The 16992-nt window shown below is 71.2% G+C and carries 13 protein-coding genes; 9 read left to right on the top strand and 4 right to left on the bottom strand.

Features of this window, described 5'->3' with window-relative positions; translation table 11 throughout:
• Positions 1-12: 12 nt before the first annotated feature.
• Genes nuoL through nuoN form a run of 3 tightly spaced genes read left to right on the top strand, consistent with a single transcriptional unit; the run spans position 13 to position 5204 of the window.
• On the top strand, positions 13-1908 hold the full coding sequence (gene nuoL, locus AB0I49_RS06550; RefSeq protein WP_363225694.1) for an NADH-quinone oxidoreductase subunit L: 1896 nt from the start codon (positions 13-15) through the stop codon (positions 1906-1908).
• Between the two features lie 3 nt (positions 1909-1911).
• On the top strand, positions 1912-3555 hold the full coding sequence (locus tag AB0I49_RS06545; RefSeq protein ID WP_363225693.1) for an NADH-quinone oxidoreductase subunit M: 1644 nt from the start codon (positions 1912-1914) through the stop codon (positions 3553-3555).
• 32 nt (positions 3556-3587) lie between these two features.
• A complete protein-coding gene (gene nuoN / locus AB0I49_RS06540) occupies positions 3588-5204 on the top strand; it encodes an NADH-quinone oxidoreductase subunit NuoN (protein ID WP_363225755.1) in 1617 nt (538 codons plus the stop codon).
• Positions 5205-5296: 92 nt separating this feature from the next.
• Here the strand turns inward: nuoN and AB0I49_RS06535 are convergent, their stop codons facing one another.
• Both AB0I49_RS06535 and fahA read right to left on the bottom strand, forming a co-directional pair.
• Positions 5297-5950, bottom strand: coding sequence for a GPP34 family phosphoprotein (locus AB0I49_RS06535; protein ID WP_363225692.1), 654 nt, complete (start codon positions 5948-5950; stop codon positions 5297-5299).
• Positions 5947-7125 (bottom strand): fumarylacetoacetase, encoded by a 1179-nt coding sequence (gene fahA / locus AB0I49_RS06530; RefSeq protein WP_363225691.1) that lies wholly within the window; start codon positions 7123-7125, stop codon positions 5947-5949. Before fahA ends, AB0I49_RS06535 begins: the two co-directional genes overlap by 4 nt.
• Before the next feature lie 300 nt (positions 7126-7425).
• Here fahA and AB0I49_RS06525 point away from each other — a divergent pair, with 300 nt between their 5' ends.
• The 4 genes from AB0I49_RS06525 to AB0I49_RS06510 all read left to right on the top strand — a co-directional run bounded on the left by AB0I49_RS06525 (position 7426) and on the right by AB0I49_RS06510 (position 11706).
• The gene (locus AB0I49_RS06525; RefSeq protein WP_363225690.1) at positions 7426-8685 is read left to right on the top strand and encodes an ATP-grasp domain-containing protein; all 1260 of its coding nucleotides are present in this window, start codon (positions 7426-7428) and stop codon (positions 8683-8685) included.
• Between the two features lie 19 nt (positions 8686-8704).
• Complete coding sequence (locus tag AB0I49_RS06520) at positions 8705-9928, top strand: FAD-dependent oxidoreductase (protein WP_363225689.1); 1224 nt, start codon at positions 8705-8707, stop codon at positions 9926-9928.
• A gap of 747 nt (positions 9929-10675) precedes the next feature.
• The gene (locus AB0I49_RS06515; RefSeq protein ID WP_363225688.1) at positions 10676-11503 is read left to right on the top strand and encodes a helix-turn-helix transcriptional regulator; all 828 of its coding nucleotides are present in this window, start codon (positions 10676-10678) and stop codon (positions 11501-11503) included.
• Entirely contained in the window at positions 11500-11706 is a 207-nt protein-coding gene (locus AB0I49_RS06510) for a DUF397 domain-containing protein (protein ID WP_363225687.1), read from the top strand. The genes AB0I49_RS06515 and AB0I49_RS06510 overlap by 4 nt, the downstream gene beginning before the upstream one ends.
• Before the next feature lie 52 nt (positions 11707-11758).
• Here the strand turns inward: AB0I49_RS06510 and AB0I49_RS06505 are convergent, their stop codons facing one another.
• Complete coding sequence (locus AB0I49_RS06505) at positions 11759-12664, bottom strand: LysR family transcriptional regulator (protein ID WP_363225686.1); 906 nt, start codon at positions 12662-12664, stop codon at positions 11759-11761.
• An 89-nt stretch (positions 12665-12753) separates the two neighbouring features.
• Here AB0I49_RS06505 and AB0I49_RS06500 point away from each other — a divergent pair, with 89 nt between their 5' ends.
• Together AB0I49_RS06500 and AB0I49_RS06495 are read left to right on the top strand one after the other, a co-directional pair.
• On the top strand, positions 12754-13488 hold the full coding sequence (locus AB0I49_RS06500; protein ID WP_363225685.1) for an SDR family oxidoreductase: 735 nt from the start codon (positions 12754-12756) through the stop codon (positions 13486-13488).
• A 418-nt stretch (positions 13489-13906) separates the two neighbouring features.
• Positions 13907-14947, top strand: coding sequence for a methyltransferase domain-containing protein (locus AB0I49_RS06495; protein ID WP_363225754.1), 1041 nt, complete (start codon positions 13907-13909; stop codon positions 14945-14947).
• Between the two features lie 5 nt (positions 14948-14952).
• On the opposite strand, the gene AB0I49_RS06490 is transcribed toward AB0I49_RS06495, so the two are convergent.
• Positions 14953-16977, bottom strand: coding sequence for a CocE/NonD family hydrolase (locus tag AB0I49_RS06490; RefSeq protein ID WP_363225684.1), 2025 nt, complete (start codon positions 16975-16977; stop codon positions 14953-14955).
• Positions 16978-16992: the final 15 nt, after the last annotated feature.

Genomic DNA, 16992 nt, shown 5'->3' with positions numbered 1-16992 from the left:
GGGGACGCTGACGTGGAGAACCTCATCGGATTGCTCGTCGCGGCCCCGCTGCTGGGCGCCGCCGTGCTGTTGTGCGGCGGCAAGCGGCTGGACCGTGTCGGGCACTGGCTCGGCACGCTCCTCGCCGCGGCGTCCTTCGTCATCGGCGCGGTGCTCTTCGCCGACATGCTCGGCAGGAGCGGGGAGCACCGCGCCCTGCACTCGCACCTGTTCAGCTGGGTGCCGGTCGGCGCCTTCCGCGCCGACGTGGCCTTCCAGCTCGACCAGCTGTCGATGACCTTCGTCCTGCTGATCACGGGTGTCGGCACGCTGATCCACCTCTACTCGGTCGGCTATATGGAGCACGACGAGCGGCGGCGGCGCTTCTTCGGATATCTGAACCTGTTCCTGGCGGCGATGGTGCTGCTGGTGATCGCCGACAACTACCTGCTGCTGTACGTGGGCTGGGAGGGCGTGGGCCTCGCCTCGTACCTCCTGATCGGGTTCTGGCAGGACAGGCCCAGCGCCGCCACGGCCGCGAAGAAGGCGTTCATCGTCAACCGCGTCGGCGACATGGGGCTGTCGATCGCGATCATGCTGATGTTCACGACGTTCGGGACGTTCGCGTTCGGGCCGGTGCTCGCCACGGCCGGGGACGCGAGCCAGGGCAAGCTGACGGCGATCGGGCTGATGCTGCTGCTCGCCGCGTGCGGCAAGTCCGCGCAGGTGCCGCTGCAGAGCTGGCTCGGCGACGCGATGGAGGGCCCGACCCCGGTATCGGCCCTGATCCACGCGGCGACGATGGTGACGGCCGGCGTGTATCTGATCACCCGGTCCGGCGCGATCTTCAACGCCGCGCCGGACGCGCAGACGGCCGTGGTCACGGTCGGCGCGGTGACGCTGCTCTTCGGCGCCATCGTCGGTTGCGCGAAGGACGACATCAAGAAGGCCCTGGCCGGGTCGACGATGTCGCAGATCGGCTACATGATCCTGGCCGCCGGGCTCGGCCCGATCGGCTACGTCTTCGCGATCATGCACCTGGTGACGCACGGCTTCTTCAAGGCCGGGCTCTTCCTCGGGGCCGGTTCGGTCATGCACGGCATGAACGACGAGGTGGACATGAGGAAGTACGGCGGCCTGCGGAAGTACATGCCGGTCACCTTCGTCACCTTCGGGCTCGGCTATCTGGCGATCATCGGCTTCCCCGGGCTGTCCGGCTTCTTCTCCAAGGACAAGATCATCGAGGCGGCGTTCGCCAAGGGCGGGACCGAGGGGTGGATCCTGGGCGGCGCGGCGCTGCTGGGCGCGGCCATCACCGCGTACTACATGACGCGCGTGATGCTGATGACGTTCTTCGGCGAGAAGCGCTGGGTCCCCGACGCGGACGGCAACGAACCGCACCCGCACGAGTCGCCCAAGACGATGACCATCCCGATGATCATCCTCGCCCTCGGCTCGCTCGGCGCCGGCGCGGTCTTCAGCATCAACGACACCTTCCTGAAGTGGCTGGAGCCGGTCACCGGGCACGCCGAGGGGCACTCGCCCGTCAGCGCCCTGACCGTCACCATCTCCACGATGGTCGTGCTGGTCGTCGGCGTCGCGATCGCCTGGTCCCAGTACGGGCGCCGGCCGGTGCCCGCCGTCGCGCCGCGCGGCTCGCTGCTGACCCGGGCGGCCCGGCGCGACCTGCTCCAGGACGACTTCAACCACGTCGTGCTCGTCCGGGGCGGCGAGCAGCTGACCCGCGGCCTCGTCCGCATCGACGACTCCGTGGTCGACGGGGCGGTGAACGGCACGGCGGCCTCGGTCGGCGGCCTCTCCGGGCGGCTGCGCAGGTTCCAGAACGGCTACGCCCGCTCGTACGCGGTCTCGATGTTCGGCGGCGCGGCGGTCCTCATCGCCGCGACCCTGCTGATGAGGGCGGTCTGATCGATGTCATTTCCTCTGCTGACAGTCACGGCCGCGGTGCCCGCGCTCGGCGCGGTGGCGACCGCCGCGGTCCCGGCCGCGCAGCGCACGGTCGCCAAGTGGCTCGCCCTGCTCTTCTCGCTCGTGACGCTGGCGCTCGCCGCCGTCCAGCTGGTGCGCTTCGACCCCGACGCGTCCGGCCCGTTCCAGCTCACCGAGTCGCACGCCTGGATCAAGGACTTCGGGGTGCGGTACGAACTCGGCGTGGACGGCATCGCGGTGGTGCTCATCGCGCTGACCGCCCTGCTGATCCCCTTCGTGATCCTGGCGGGGTGGCATGACGCCGACCCTCTGGAGGAGGAGCGGCCCAACCGCCGCTGGCGGCCGACCCAGGGGTTCTTCGCGCTGATCCTGATGGTCGAGGCGATGGTGGTGATCTCCTTCGAGGCCACCGACGTCTTCCTGTTCTACATCTTCTTCGAAGCCATGCTGATCCCGATGTACTTCCTCATCGGCGGCTTCGGCGACCGGGCCGGGGAGCACGGGGAGGAGCGGACGGCCGCCCAGCGATCGAACGCCGCGGTGAAGTTCCTGCTCTACAACCTGGCCGGCGGGTTGATCATGCTGGCCGCGGTGATCGGGCTGTATGTGGTCACCGCGCACCAGACGGGCGACGGCACGTTCTCCCTCCAGGAGATCATCCAGGCGCGGGCGGCCGGCAAGCTGGACATGGCGGCGAGCACGGAGCGCCTGCTGTTCCTGGGGTTCTTCTTCGCCTTCGCGGTGAAGGCCCCGCTGTGGCCGCTGCACACCTGGCTGCCGAACGCGATGGGCGAGTCCACCGCGCCCGTCGCCGTGCTGATCACCGCGGTCGTCGACAAGGTCGGCACGTTCGCGATGCTCCGCTTCTGCATCCAGCTCTTCCCGGAGGCGTCGAAGTGGGCGACCCCGGTGATCATGGTGCTGGCGGTGGTCAGCATCCTGTACGGGGCGCTGCTCGCCGTCGCCCAGCGGGACATCAAGCGGCTGGTCGCGTACGCCTCGATCTCGCACTTCGGCTTCATCATCCTGGGCATCTTCGCGATGACCACCCAGGGCCAGAGCGGCGCGACGCTCTACATGGTCAACCACGGCATCTCCACGGCGGCGCTGATGCTGGTGGCCGGGTTCCTGATCTCGCGGCGCGGGTCGCGGCTCATCGCCGACTACGGCGGGGTGCAGAAGGTCGCCCCGGTGCTCGCCGGCACCTTCCTGATCGGCGGGCTCGCCACCCTGTCGCTGCCGGGGCTGGCGCCGTTCGTCAGCGAATTCCTGGTCCTGGTCGGCACGTTCAGCCGGTATCCGGCGCTCGGGATCATCGCGACGGTCGGCATCGTGCTCGCCGCGCTGTACGTCCTGGTGCTCTATCAGCGCACGATGACGGGGCCGGTGAAGGCCGAGGTGCGGGCCATGCCGGACCTCAAGGTCCGTGAACTGGTCGTCGTCGTGCCGCTGATCGCGCTGCTGGTCTTCCTCGGGGTCTATCCGAAGCCGCTCACCGAGATCGTGAACCCGGCGGTGAAGCACACGATGAGCCAGGTGGACAAGACCGATCCCAAGCCCGATGTGCCGGTCCGGGCCGCGACCGACAAGGACGCGTCCCATGAAGAGGCGGAGGCCGCGAAGTGACTGACGTGGCAACTGTCCACACCCTGTGGACAATGGCGGCCGGCGTGGAGGACAAGATCCCCGCGCCCCATATCGAGTACGGGCAGCTGTCGCCGACGCTGATCGTGCTGGGCGCGGCGGTGCTGGGCGTGCTGGTCGAGGCGTTCCTGCCGCGCCGCAGCCGCTACTACGCCCAACTCATGCTCACTGTCGTGGGGTTGGCGGCGGCCTTCGCCGCCGTCATCGGCCTCGCCGCCGGGGGATACGGCACCGACAAGGCGCATATCGCGGCGATGGGCGCCATCGCCGTCGACGGCCCCGCGCTCTTCCTCCAGGGCACGATCCTGCTGGTCTCGCTGGTCGCCGTCTTCACCTTCGCCGAGCGGCGGCTCGACCCGGCGGCGCACGGCAACCGGGTGGACTCCTTCGCCGCGCAGGCCGCGTCCGTGCCGGGCAGCGAGTCCGAGCAGGCGGCCGTGAAGGCCGGGTTCACCACCACCGAGGTCTTCCCGATCGTGCTCTTCGCGGTGGCGGGCATGCTCGTCTTCCCCGCCGCCAACGACCTGCTGACGCTCTTCATCGCGCTGGAGGTCTTCTCCCTCCCGCTGTACGTGCTGTGCGCGCTGGCCCGCCGGCAGCGGCTGCTCTCGCAGGAGTCGGCCGTCAAGTACTTCCTGCTGGGCGCGTTCTCGTCGGCGTTCCTGCTCTTCGGGGTGGCGCTGCTGTACGGGTACGCGGGCACGGTCACGTACTCCGGGATCGCCGACGTCGTCGACGGCACGGTCAAGACGGTGGACCCGGCGCTGGCCGGGACCATGGGCAATGACGCGCTGCTGCTGATCGGCGGCGCGATGGTGCTGATGGGGCTGCTGTTCAAGGTGGGCGCGGTGCCGTTCCATATGTGGACCCCGGACGTGTACCAGGGCGCGCCCACGCCGGTCACCGGGTTCATGGCGGCGGCCACCAAGGTCGCGGGCTTCGGCGCGCTGCTGCGGCTGCTGTATGTGGTGCTGCCGGGGCTGCGCTGGGACTGGCGGCCGGTGATGTGGGGCGTCGCGATCGTCACGATGCTGATCGGCGCGATCGTCGCGGTCACCCAGACCGACGTGAAGCGGCTGCTGGCGTACTCGTCCATCGCGCACGCGGGCTTCATCCTCGCGGGCGTCATCGCGGTCACCCCGGACGGCGTCTCCTCCGTCCTCTTCTACCTGGCCGCGTACTCCTTCGTGACGCTCGGGGCCTTCGCGGTCGTCACCCTGGTGCGGGACGCGGGCGGCGAGGCGACGGCGCTGGCCAAGTGGGCCGGGCTGGGGCGGCGTTCGCCGCTGGTCGCGGCGGTCTTCGCGGTCTTCCTGCTGGCCTTCGCGGGCATCCCGCTGACCAGCGGCTTCGCGGGGAAGTTCGCGGTCTTCAAGGCGGCGGCGGAGGGCGGCGCGGGCGCGCTGGTCGTCGTCGGCGTGCTGTCCTCGGCGATCGCGGCGTTCTTCTACATCCGGGTGATCGTGCTGATGTTCTTCAGCGAGCCGACGCCGGAGGGGCCGACGGTGGCGGTGCCGAGCGCGCTGACGTCGGCGGCCATCGCGGTGGGCGTGGTCGTCACCATCGGGCTGGGCGTCGCGCCGCAGTACTTCCTGGACCTCGCGGGACAGGCGGGGACGTTCATCAGGTAGCGCTCTTCCGGATCACGGCCGCCGCCCGCCCCCTCGGAGATCAGGAGGGGGCGGGCGGCGGCGTGTGTACGGGGCCCGGTGCCCGAGGGCGGTCAGCCGCTGGATTCCGCGGACTTGTCCCGCTGCACATTGCGGTGCACGGCGAGCGCCGGCCACTCCTCCCGTACCAGGCGGCGCGCGGAACGCCGCAGGTGGCGGGCGGCGAAGCCCGGTACGAGATGGCTGGTGACGCCCGTGGCGGTGGCCAGCGAGCCCAGGGCGCGGGCGCGCTGGCCGGGGAAGCCGGCGCGCAGCGCCGCCTCGAAGCGGTGCCGGGCCGGGGTGGTCCAGTCGACGCTGCCCGCGGGGTAGAGGCGGTAGCGGATCAGGCCGAGGAAGCGGCGCTCCTCCGGCCGCAGCGCGCCGCGCTCCACCAGCCGCGCCAGCCACGGCCCCTGGAGGTGCCGGCCCGAGCGGCGCACCCAGCCGCGGGGGCGGGGGCCGCGGTCGCCGCGGCCCTTGCCCGGCGCGGGCAGGGTGGCCATCGCGGCGGCCAGCAGCGGGTCCTCGGGCCGCAGCGGCTTGACCACCGTGATGCGGCCGCCCTGCTCCACGATGTGCCCGGAGAGCTGGAGTTCGGCGAGTACGGCGCCGGCCACGCCGTACTGGAGGAACCGCGACCGGCACAGCCGCCGCCCCGCGGTGGGGTGGTGGGCGAGGAGCAGCAGTTCCTCGGGGAGCGTGAGGTCGGGCGCGGCGAACGTCATGGCGCGCCGGCGTCCGTGGCGGTGTCCGCTGCCGGGGCCGCGGGGGCGATGCGGCCGGTGACCTCGCCGAGTCCGATGCGCGAGCCGTCCGGTCCCGGGGCCCAGGCGGTGATGGTGACCTCGTCGCCGTCCTGGAGGAACGGGCCCTTCCCCTTGGTGAGTTCGAGGAGGCAGCCGAGCTGGTGCTCCTCGGGGCCGCTGACCGTGCCGGAGGCGAAGAGGTCGCCGGTGCGCAGCGTCGCGCCGTTGACCGTCATGTGCGCGAGCTGCTGCGCGGCCGTCCAGTACATGGTGGAGAAGGGTGGGGAGGTGAGCGGCTCGCCGTTGAGGGCGACGTCGATGCGGATGTCGAGCCCGGCGGGCTCGGCGGCCGAGTCGTCGAGGTAGGGGAGGAGGGGGTGGGTGCGCTCCGGCGGGGCCGTACGGGCGTCGTCGAAGGCGTCGAGTGGGGTGATCCAGGCGGAGACGGAGGTCGCGAAGGACTTGCCGAGGAACGGGCCGAGCGGCACGTACTCCCACGCCTGGAGGTCGCGCGCGGACCAGTCGTTGACGAGGCAGACGCCGAAGACGTGGTCGCGGAAGCCGTCCAGCGGCACGGGGGCGGAGGAGGGGGTTCCGACGACGAAGCCGACCTCGGCCTCGATGTCCAGGCGGCGGGACGGCCCGAAGGTCGGGGCGTCGTCGGCGGGGGTCTTGCGCTGGCCGCTGGGGCGTACGACCTCGGTGCCGGTGACGACGACGGTGCCCGCGCGGCCGTGGTAGCCGATGGGCAGGTGCTTCCAGTTCGGGGTGAGCGCGTCGCCGTCGGGGCGGAAGATCCGGCCGACGTTGGTGGCGTGGTGCTCGCTCGCGTAGAAGTCGACGTAGTCGGCCACCTCGAAGGGGAGGTGGAGGGTGACGTCGGCCAGCGGCAGGAGGAACGGTTCCTCGCTGATCCAGTCGCGTACCTCGGCCCGTACCGCCTGCCAGACGGGGCGGCCCGCGGCCAGCAGCGGGCCCAGGTCGGGGGCGACCAGCAGCTCGGCGTGGGCGGAGCCGCGTACGGTGGCGATCGCGCCGGCGTCCAGTACGCGCTCGCCGTAACGGACGCCGATCCGCCGCTGTTCGGGGGCGTCGGCGGTGGTGAACACGCCGTACGGGAGGGTGTCCGGACCGAAGGGGTCTTGCTGGGGCATGGGGTGCTGCCTCGCCTTCCTCGTCGCCGATTGGCTCGGACCAGATTACGGCCTGTCGCCCGCGGGGCAACCGGTCGCAGCCGCCCCGGTGGGGACCATTCCGGCCGACCCTCGCACCGGCCGCCGAAGGGTCTTTCCGAGTGATCCGGAAGCGGCCCGCGGCGCGGCCTTGAGACGATCCTTAAAGCGTTCGCAATGTCCCGAAACGCCTTGCTGGAACGGATGATTCCGAAGTAGCGTTCCAAGTCGGGTCACGCACAGTGGGGGGGCCGCTGCGCTGCGGTGGCCGAGGGGGAGCTGGTGGCGAGCAGAAGCACGCCCATCGCGGCGGACCGGTCCGTTCCCGGATTGATCGTGAAGTTCGGCGACTACCCGCTGCACCACGGCGGGGTCGGCGCGATCCGCAGCCTCGGCCGGCTCGGCGTCCCCATGTTCGCCGTCACGGAGGACCGCTGGACCCCCGCAGCCGCCTCCCGCTACCTCAGCCGCGGCTTCGTCTGGCCGACGACCGGCACCGAGCGCCCCGAGCGCCTCGTCGAGGGGCTGCTGGGGATCGGCCGCCGGATCGGCCGGCCGACGCTGCTGATCCCCACCGACGAGGAGGCGGCCGTGCTGATCGCCGAGCAGGCGGACGCGCTCCGCGAGCGCTTCCTCTTCCCTCGCGTGGAGCCGGAGTTACCCCGCCGCCTCGCCAGCAAGCAGGGCCTGCACCAGCTCTGCGTGGAGCACGGCGTGCCCTCCCCAGCCGCCGCGTTCCCCGACTCGTACGAGGAGATCGCGCGGTTCGCGGCCGCCGCGCGCTTTCCCGTGGTCGCCAAGAACCGCGAGGCGTTCGAGCGGCGCCGCAAGCCGGTCGTGCACGGCACGACGCGTATCTCCGGCCCCCGCGAACTGCTGCAACTGGCGCGGGAATGGGGCCCGCGGCCCGGCGTGATCATCCAGGAGTACCTGCCGCGCGAGGAGGCCGAGGACTGGATCGTCCACGCCTACTTCGACGCGGAGTCCACCGCGCTCTCCATGTTCACGGGCGTCAAGGTCCGCTCCTGGCCGCCGCACGCCGGGATGACGGCCAACGCGTACGTCGTCGACAACCCCGAACTCGCCGAGATGACCGCGCAGTTCATCAAGCGGATCGGCTTCTCCGGGATCGTCGACCTCGACTGGCGGTACGACCGGCGCGACGGCCTGTACAAGCTGCTGGACTTCAACCCCCGGATGGGCGCCCAGTTCCGGCTGTTCGAGAACGAGTGGGGGATCGACGTCGTACGCGCCCAGCACCTCGACCTCACCGGCCGCAAGGTCCCCGAGGGCGAGCAGCTCGCGGGGCGCCGCTTCATCGTCGAGAACATCGACCTGCCCGCGTACGCCGCGTACCGCCGCAGCGGGTACACCACGCCGCACGCGCCCGCGCGGGCCAGCTCCACGGAGCTGGCCTGGATCGCTCGCGACGACATGAAGCCGTTCTTCACGATGCTCGTCCGCTTCGTCCGGCCGGGCGCGCGGCACCTGCTGCAACTGTGGCGCACGCGTCGCTCGCGCCGCCGCGCCATCGCTGAGTAATGCCCTGGGGAGGGGACTCGTGACACATCCGGTAGCAGTCATCGGGGCCGGTCCGTACGGTCTCTCGACCGCCGCCCATCTGCGGGCGCGCGGAGTGCCCGTCCGCGTGTTCGGCGCGCCGATGGTGAGCTGGCGGGAGCACATGCCCGCCGGGATGCTGCTCAAATCGACGCCGGCCGCCTCGAACATCGACGCTCCGCAGCCGGGCCATACGCTGCTCGACTACTGCCAGGAGGCGGGGGAACGGCGGTACGAGTCGGACTGGGACATCATCCCCGTCGAGACCTTCGCCCGGTACGGGGAGTGGTTCCAGAAACGGCTGGTGCCGGAGTTGGAGCAGGTGCGGGTGGTGTCCGTCGACCGGCGGGCGAAGGACCGACCCGGCGGTGCCCAAGGCTCCGGTTTCGAGCTGAAGCTCGACTCCGGAGAACAGTTCACGGCGCGCGCCGTGGTCGTGGCCACCGGGCTGTCCGGGCTCGCGTACCTGCCGCCCGAGCTGGCCCCCGCCGCGCCGGACGGACCCTCCGCGACCGGCCTGCTCTCGCACAGCTCCCAGCACCGCGACCTGTCCCGGTTCGCCGGGGCCCATGTCGTCGTGGTCGGGGCCGGCCAGTCGGCGCTGGAGAGCGCCGTGCTGCTCGCCGACGCCGGGGCCGCGTCGGTGCGGGTGGTGGCGCGCGGCCGGGGCGCGGTGCGGTTCGGCACGGCCCCGGACGGCCAGCCGCCGCTGCGCCCGGAGACGCCGTTCGGCCGCGCCTGGTCGCTGTACGCCCTGTCGTACTACGCCGAAGGCTTCCGCCACCTTCCGCCGCCGACGCGGAAGTTCCTGGTCAAGCGGGTGCTGGGGCCGCTCGGCGCGTGGTGGCTGCGGGACCGCTTCATCGGCCGGGTGCAGGTCACCGAGGGCAAGCGGGTCGTACGGGCGCGGGTCGCGGACGGCCGCCCGGTCCTGACCCTCGTCGGCGCCGGCGGCCTCACGTCCGAACTGACCGCCGACCACGTCCTGGCCGCCACGGGCTACCGCGTGGACCTGGCCGCCCTGGGCTTCCTCGGACACGGCCTCCGCGCCCGCCTGGCGGTCTCCGCGGGCGGCCCCCGCCTGGACGCCGGCTACGGCTCCTCGATACCGGGCCTGCACTTCACGGGCCTCCCGGCGGCGGCGAGCTTCGGCCCGGTGATGCGATTCGTATGCGGGACGGAGTACGCGTCGCCGCGGGTGGCGCGGGCGGTGGCGGGGAGGTAGGGCCAGGGCTGGGCGGGGGCCCGCTCCGGCCCGGCCACGCCCTCACACCGCCGGTTGAGTGGTTCCACCTCCTCGTGGCGCTCAGGGGCTTCAGGGTTCGTCGGGGGCGTTGGCGGGTGGTGCACCGACTGGCCCGGGCGGGCGGGGCGGCGGCACGTCATGAACGCTCAGGCGCACGGACGAGTCCGGCCGACCTTCCCCGGCCCGGTGCTGCGCGCACTGGCAGGGCGGGTAGGCGGGAGAACCGAACGGGATGCGCGGATCGCCGCCCGCCGCTTTTTTGGGCACGTCGCCGCGTACGCCTTTGAGAAGGAGGAGGACTCCGTCCACTCCCATCTCCGCGATGAGCCAGGCCAATTGCGCCCGCGCAGTACTCCTCATGAGCACAACCACCTGAGCCGCATCAGCCCGCGCCGTCCATGCAGCGCCGCGTCCTTCGTATTCACGTACTGGTGTGGCCAGCTCACAGACGCCATGCCGTAGCAGCCTCCGGTGCTGTGGGAGCACTCAACTACGGCTGCACCGTTGGTTGGTGGGTGTTTTTCCTGGGACGGGTGGGGCATCGCGAATTCTCCTGCCCACTCTCCGTAAGTGAGTGGACTCAGACTGCGATGAGGCTGGATAGGGTGGGAAGAGCTTCGTCGTCCAACCTGCGGTCTGGCTGCGGCGGCATATGCACGAGTCTCTGAGCTGTGCAGACAGAAATGCGCAGCTGAAGTCTCAGACGGTTGGTCAAGGGGCGCGCTTATGGCTGAGGAACGTGAAGTTGACGGCCGTACACCGAGGGAGCGATTCGGTGACGCCGTACGCGAACACCGCGAGCTGTGGCCGGAGTGCCGGATGACGCAGAGCGACTTGGCGCGCAGGACGCGCATGTCGAAGTCCGCCATCTCGCGTATTGAACGGGCGGTGCCGCCGATTCCCAGCGGTCTGCCGGCCTTGCTGGATGAAATCTTCGGGACGGATGGCACGTTCAAGCGGCTGTACGACGAGATTCGCGCGGACGCCTTCCCGGTGCAGTACAGGCAGCGCATGGAAGCCGAGCCCAAAGCCGTTGCCATCGCCGAATGGTCGCCGACAGTTGTACCGGGGCTCCTCCAGACGGCGGGGTACGCCCACGCCCTGTTCAGGGCCGGCGCTCCAAGGGCGAGTGATCAAGAACTGGCGCTGAAGGTGGGCGCCCGACTGGCGCGGCAGGACGTGTTGCGGGGGAGCTCGCCACCGGACTTCTCGGCCATCATGTGCGAGTCGGTCATCAGGCGAAACATCGGCGGACGCGCCGTGATGCGCGATCAGTTGGCGTCCCTGCTGGCAGCCGGTGCCCAGCACACCAATGTCTTGCAGGTGCTGCCGTTCACCGCGGAGACGCACGGCCTCGTGGACGGCTCCATGTCGATTCTCACCGGCACGGATGGGGCAACGGTGGTCTATACGGAGGGCATCAAGTCCGGTGCGATCATCAGTGAATCAGCAGCGGTCAGGCACCTCTCCCGGTCATACGATGTCGTCACCGCCGCAGCTCTCTCCCCTGAGGCGTCCGCACGTATGATCCGCGAGCTCATGGAGGAAACGTGACTCTGATCCCGCACGTCCAATGGGTCAAGTCGAGCTACAGCAACCAAGACGGCGGCAACTGCGTCGAGTGGTCGCCTTCCGCTGTGGCGACGTACGGCGTTGTAGCTGTCCGGGACAGCAAGGTTCCACACGGGCCAGTGCTCGTCCTGGCCCCTGCCGCGTGGGCCGCGTTCGTGGATTTCGCCGCTGAGCGGCACGGTTAGCCGGCTCGGGCTGTGACGGGGCCGGGGGGCCGGTAGGGGCGGGGCGGGCCGCTCAGCGACTGCGGGGAGCGGCACCGCCGGACGGCCAGGTGCTCAGGAAATCCCCGATCAGGGGATTGGTGTCGGCGGCGCGGGTCGCCAGGACGACGCGGATCGGGTCGATGCCCTCGATGGGCACGGTGGTCAGGCCGGGGCGCAGTTGGGGCCGCCGGTCGCCGGCGGCCAGAATCAGCACCATCCGGCCCTCGGCGGCCAGGTCGAGTTTGTCCTCGAACGCCTCGTAGTCGATCGGAGCGCTGCGCGCCGGGGCCCCGTCCGGCCGGGGCTCCAGGCGGGCGAAGTCGCTCCACTGCGGGACGGCGTTCGGGCACTGGGGGAAGACCTCTTCGCCGAGGTCGTCGACGGTCACCGATCCCCGGCCCGCCAGGCGGTGGTCCGCGGGGACGACCAGGACCCGCGGCTCGGACCACAGCTCGGCGAGGCGCAGGCGGTCGGTGGGGAAGGGCAGCGGGGCGCGGGCGACCAGGGCGTCCACGCGGCGGTCGGTCAGGGCGCGGGCGTCGTTCCACTCCAGGTAACGCGTGCGGATGCGGGCCGCGGGGTGCTGCTGCCGCAGCCGCCGCACGGCGTGCGTGATGACCAGGTCCTCGACGTACCCGATGGTGAACTCGCGCGGGGCGCCGGCGTCGCGCGCGGTGAGCTCGGCCCGGTGCGCGGCCTGGAGCAGCGCCTGGGCCTGCGGCAGAAAGGCGCGCCCGGCTTCCGTGAGCCGGCTGCCCTGCGGCGTGCGGTCGAAGAGGCGCACGCCCAGGTGCTCCTCAAGGCGCTGGATCTGGCGGCTCAGGGACGGCTGCGCGACGTGCAGCACCGCGGCGGCCCGGCCGAAGTTGGCGTGTTCCGCGACCGCCGTGAAGTAGCCGACGAGCCGAAGATCGAGGTCCGAGCCGGGAACGCGCACGCTGCGAGCCTACCTCCATGCGGTGCGCGCATGACGGGTTGCCATTCAGGTCTTGGACGCCGTTCGCGGGGCCGGTATTTCATCGAGGCATGGGAAAGTACGAAGGAAAGCGCGCCCTTGTCACCGGCGGCAGCGAGGGAATAGGTCTGTCGATCGCACGCCTGCTGGCGGCCGAGGGCGCTCAGGTAATGATCACGGGGCGCAAGGAAGCCGCACTGGAAAAGGCGAGGAATGAGGGCCTGCTCGCGGTCCGCAGCGACGCCACCTCACAGGCCGACCGGGATGCCCTGGCCGGGAAAGCAGAGGAGGCGTTCGGCCGGCTGGACGCGGTATTCCTGAATTCCGGCGTCAGCAGCCAGGCGCCGTTCGACGCGGTGACCGAGGACATGTACGACACCGTCTTCACCGCCAACACCAAGGGCCCCTACTTCACATTGCAGCGGCTGCTCCCGCTGCTCGCCGAGGGCAGCGGCGTGGTGCTGACCACCTCCATCGCGAACGAACTGGGCCTGCCGGACCACAGCGTCTACTCGGCGAGCAAGGCGGCCCTCCGCTCGATGGCCCGCAGCTGGGCCCGCGAGCTGCAACCGCGCGGCGTACGGGTCAACGCGGTGAGCCCGGGGCCGATCGATACGGGAATTCTGTACAAGTCCCTGCCCGCCGAGGTAGTGGACGCAATGCGAGAGGAATTCGCCGCCCTGATTCCCATGCGACGCGTAGGAATCCCGGAGGAAGTCGCACGCGCCGCCGCTTTCCTCGCCTTCGACGCGACATTCACCACCGGCGCCGAACTCACGGTGGACGGCGGCGGCACCCAACTGTGACGCCGCCCGCGTGAATTCCGCTCAGGGCCGACGGCCCCGCCCTGATCGCGGTAGCGGCGTGAGTCGCTCGTTCGGGTTGCGTCGTAGTAATGGTGTTCCCCCGGAGGGCGGCTGAGGCCACGATGGAGCCCTGATCTCGTTGAGTTGAGGGGGAAGCGGTGGACATGCGACAGAGCGCCCATGTGAGCGGCGGCGGGAACGGGCGGGACGACGAGCAGGGGGACGGGCATCCCGGGCAGCCTTGGACGCCGACTGATGAGCCCACCCCTGACGGCTCCACACCCCCAGGGGACGGAACGCACCGTAAGTGACGGGCTCCGGTGAGCTGAAGCGGTCGCTTCTGGATTCCGGGGCGCTGTCTCCCGATTGGGTTTCGGCTTACGAGGCTGTGCCTCGGGCGGCTTTTCTGCCCGGGGTGATGTGGCCGCATGACATGGGCACCGGGCGGAGTGTCGCGGTCGACAGGGAGCTGGACCCGGGGGGCTGGGAGCGGTGGGCGGCGTCGGACGATCCCATCGTCACGCAGTGGGATGACGGGGCGCATGAGGGGACCCGGCCGGGAGCCTCGTTCAGTTCGTCCTCCTCCATGCCGAGCCTGGTGTTCTCGATGCTTCGGGATCTCGATGTACGGCCAGGGCAGCGCGTGTTGGAGATCGGTACGGGCACGGGGTGGAACGCCGCGCTGCTGGCGTATCGGCTCGGGGCCGCGAACGTCGTCACGGTGGAAGTCGACGGGGCGGTGGCCGCGCGGGGGCGGGCCGGTCTGGAGCGGTTCGGGCTGCCCGTGGAGGTGGTGCACGGGGACGGGGCCCTGGGGTGTCCGGAGCTGGCCCCGTTCGATCGGGTCATCGTCACCTGCGGGGTGCGTCAGATCCCTGGCGCGTGGATTGAGCAGACCCGTCCCGGCGGGATCGTCCTGCTGCCCTGGGGGACCTACTACGGCGCGGACGAGGCCACCGCCCGGCTTGTCGTCGACCGTGACGGGCTGAGCGCCTCCGGAGCTTTCACGCGCCCCGTGGCGTTCATGCGGATGCGGTCGCAGCGGTTCGTATGGCCCCGGCACGACTCGTACGTGCCGGGGCCCGAGGCCATGGATGCCGCGGAGATCTCGTTCACCGACGTGCCGGAAGCCCCCTTCCGGAGCGCCGGGTTCGCCATCGGGCTCCGGGTGCGGCACCTCGCCCATAACGCCGACCGTGAGCGCGACGGCCGGCGCGCCGTCTGGTTCTACGGGCTGACGGACCGGTCCTGGGCTGTCGTGGTTTTCCGGGACGGCCCCGAGCGCGCCAAGGTGTACCAGGCCGGGCCCCGGCGGCTCTGGGACGAGGTGGAGGGCGCTTTCCGCTGGTGGGACCGGCACGGGCGGCCCGGCCCCGAGCGGTTCGGTCTCACCGTCCGCTCGGAGGGCCCGGCCGCCGCCTGGTTGGACGGGGCCCAGGCTGCCGCCTGGCCTGTCTGAAGGGCTCAGCCCGCCGTGCGGGGCAGACGGTTTCGCCATTCGCGTTCGAAGACGATGTTTTCGCCTTCCCGGCACGTCACCTTGTTGTACGTGAGGAAGTCGGTCTCGTCCGCCGTGATCTCCGATTCCGTGTCGACCTTCACGTCCCAGCCGATGTCCGGGCGGTGCAGGCGGATGTGCCAGTCGGAGCGGGTGCGGGCGCTGAGGGGGTCGTAGGTGCGGATGCGGTAGGTCTCCAGGGCGTCTTCGGTGAACTGGAGGCCGTCGGGATAGACGCGCGTGCCGCCGTAACGGGGGTCGACTTCCAGGGTCCAGTCGGCGGTGGCCACGTCGCGGATGACCCGGCGTTCCGGGCGGGGGGATTCCGCATCGGGGTAGTCGACTGCCAGCGGTTCCGACTGCTCCGGCTCCTCGAAGGCGATCGAGGGCCTGGCGGCGTCCCCCGACGCGTCTCTTACCGGCAGGTCCATCGTGCTGTGCGACGGGTGCACCGTCCAGCCGTCGCCGTCCGGCTGGGGCCAGATCCACGGCCAGTACGCCGAGGAGAGCGAGAGCCGGATGCGGTGGCCGGGCGGGAAGGCGTGGCCGATGCCGTTCAGGTCGAAGGCCACGTCTTCCGTGGCGCCCGGTTCCCATTCCACGCTGCGGTCGCGGCCGTGCCTCGACGCCAGGTTGAGGACGCCTCGGGTGACCAGCGTGGAGGAGCCGTCCGGGGCCACGTCGCAGATGCGTGCGATGACCTGGCCGCGCCGCGCCTGCGAGGTGAGGCGGAGCCGGACGCGGGGGCGGCCGAGGATCTCGACGCGGTCGGTGAGGGGGGCGGAGTCGAAGGAGACCGAGCGGCCGTCCTCCTCGCGCTGGTCGGGCGGGAGGTCCGCGTCGTTGCCGAACGGGAAGAAGCGGCCCGCGTCCACGCCCGTGTGCTGCGGGGAGGCGACCTCGACCGGGGCGTCGCCGGGGAGCGCGTAGGCGGTCGTGCGGATCGCGGGGGAGGGCCAGGCGTCCTCGCCGACCCAGCGGCCGGGCAGCTCGGTGTAGACCGTGGCCGGCGGGTGGGATTCGCTGATCCAGGCCCGTAGCAGCGGGTCGTCCATGACCCCGGTGTCGGCGTCCTTGAGCCAGTGGTCCCACCAGCGCAGGGTCTCCTGGAGGAAGCCGATGGCCGGGCCGGGCGGCAGGCCGCGGTCCGGGTACTGGTGGGACCAGGGTCCGATCAGGCCGCGTACGGGCGCGCCGCCGTCGCCCGAGAGGTGTTCGACGAGGCGCAGCACGGTGTCCCGGTACGGGTCGTGCCAGCCGCCGACCGCGAGCACGGCCGCATTGATCGCCGTGTAGTCCTCGCTGACGCTGCCGTGCCGCCAGTAGTCGTCGCGCGACTGGTGGGCCAGCCAGGTGTGGATGAAGGGGGCGACGGTCTCCAGCCGGTCCAGCCACATCTGCCGCCAGGCGTCCCCCACATGGGCGGGGTCCGGCGGCCGGGAGACGAAGGCCAGCATGGTGGCGGCCCAGGCGTGCATGTCGACGGCGAGCACGGAGCCGCCCATGTAGTGCACGTCGTTGTCGTAGCGGTCGTCCGCCGAGCAGACCGTGATGATCGCCTTGAGCGCCTCGGGGGCGCGGGCGGCGATCTGGAGGCTGTTGAAGCCGCCCCAGGAGATGCCGAACATCCCGACCCGCCCGCTGCACCAGGGCTGGGCGGCGAGCCACTCCACCACCGCGACGCCGTCGGCGAGCTCCTGCTCGTCGTACTCGTCGCCCGGCATGCCCTGCGAGTTGCCGTGGCCGCGCACGTCGACCCGTACGGAGGCGTAGCCGTGCCCCGCGTACCAGGGGTGTCTCTGCTCGTCGCGCGGCGCGGTCCAGTCGCCGAGCCGGTAGGGCAGGTACTCCAGGAGGGCGGGTACGGGCTCGGAGCCGTACGGGCGCCAGATCCGGGCGTACAGCTCGGTGCCGTCCGCCATGGGGATGCGGACGTCCTCGCGGAACGTGCGGTGCGGGAAGTCGGTGCGGATGTGCGGGGTGTTCTGCATGGCGTGATCCCAACA

This window comes from Streptomyces sp. NPDC050617 (genome assembly GCF_040654795.1).
Lineage (GTDB): Bacteria > Actinomycetota > Actinomycetes > Streptomycetales > Streptomycetaceae > Streptomyces.
This window is presented reverse-complemented; position numbering and strand designations above follow the sequence as displayed.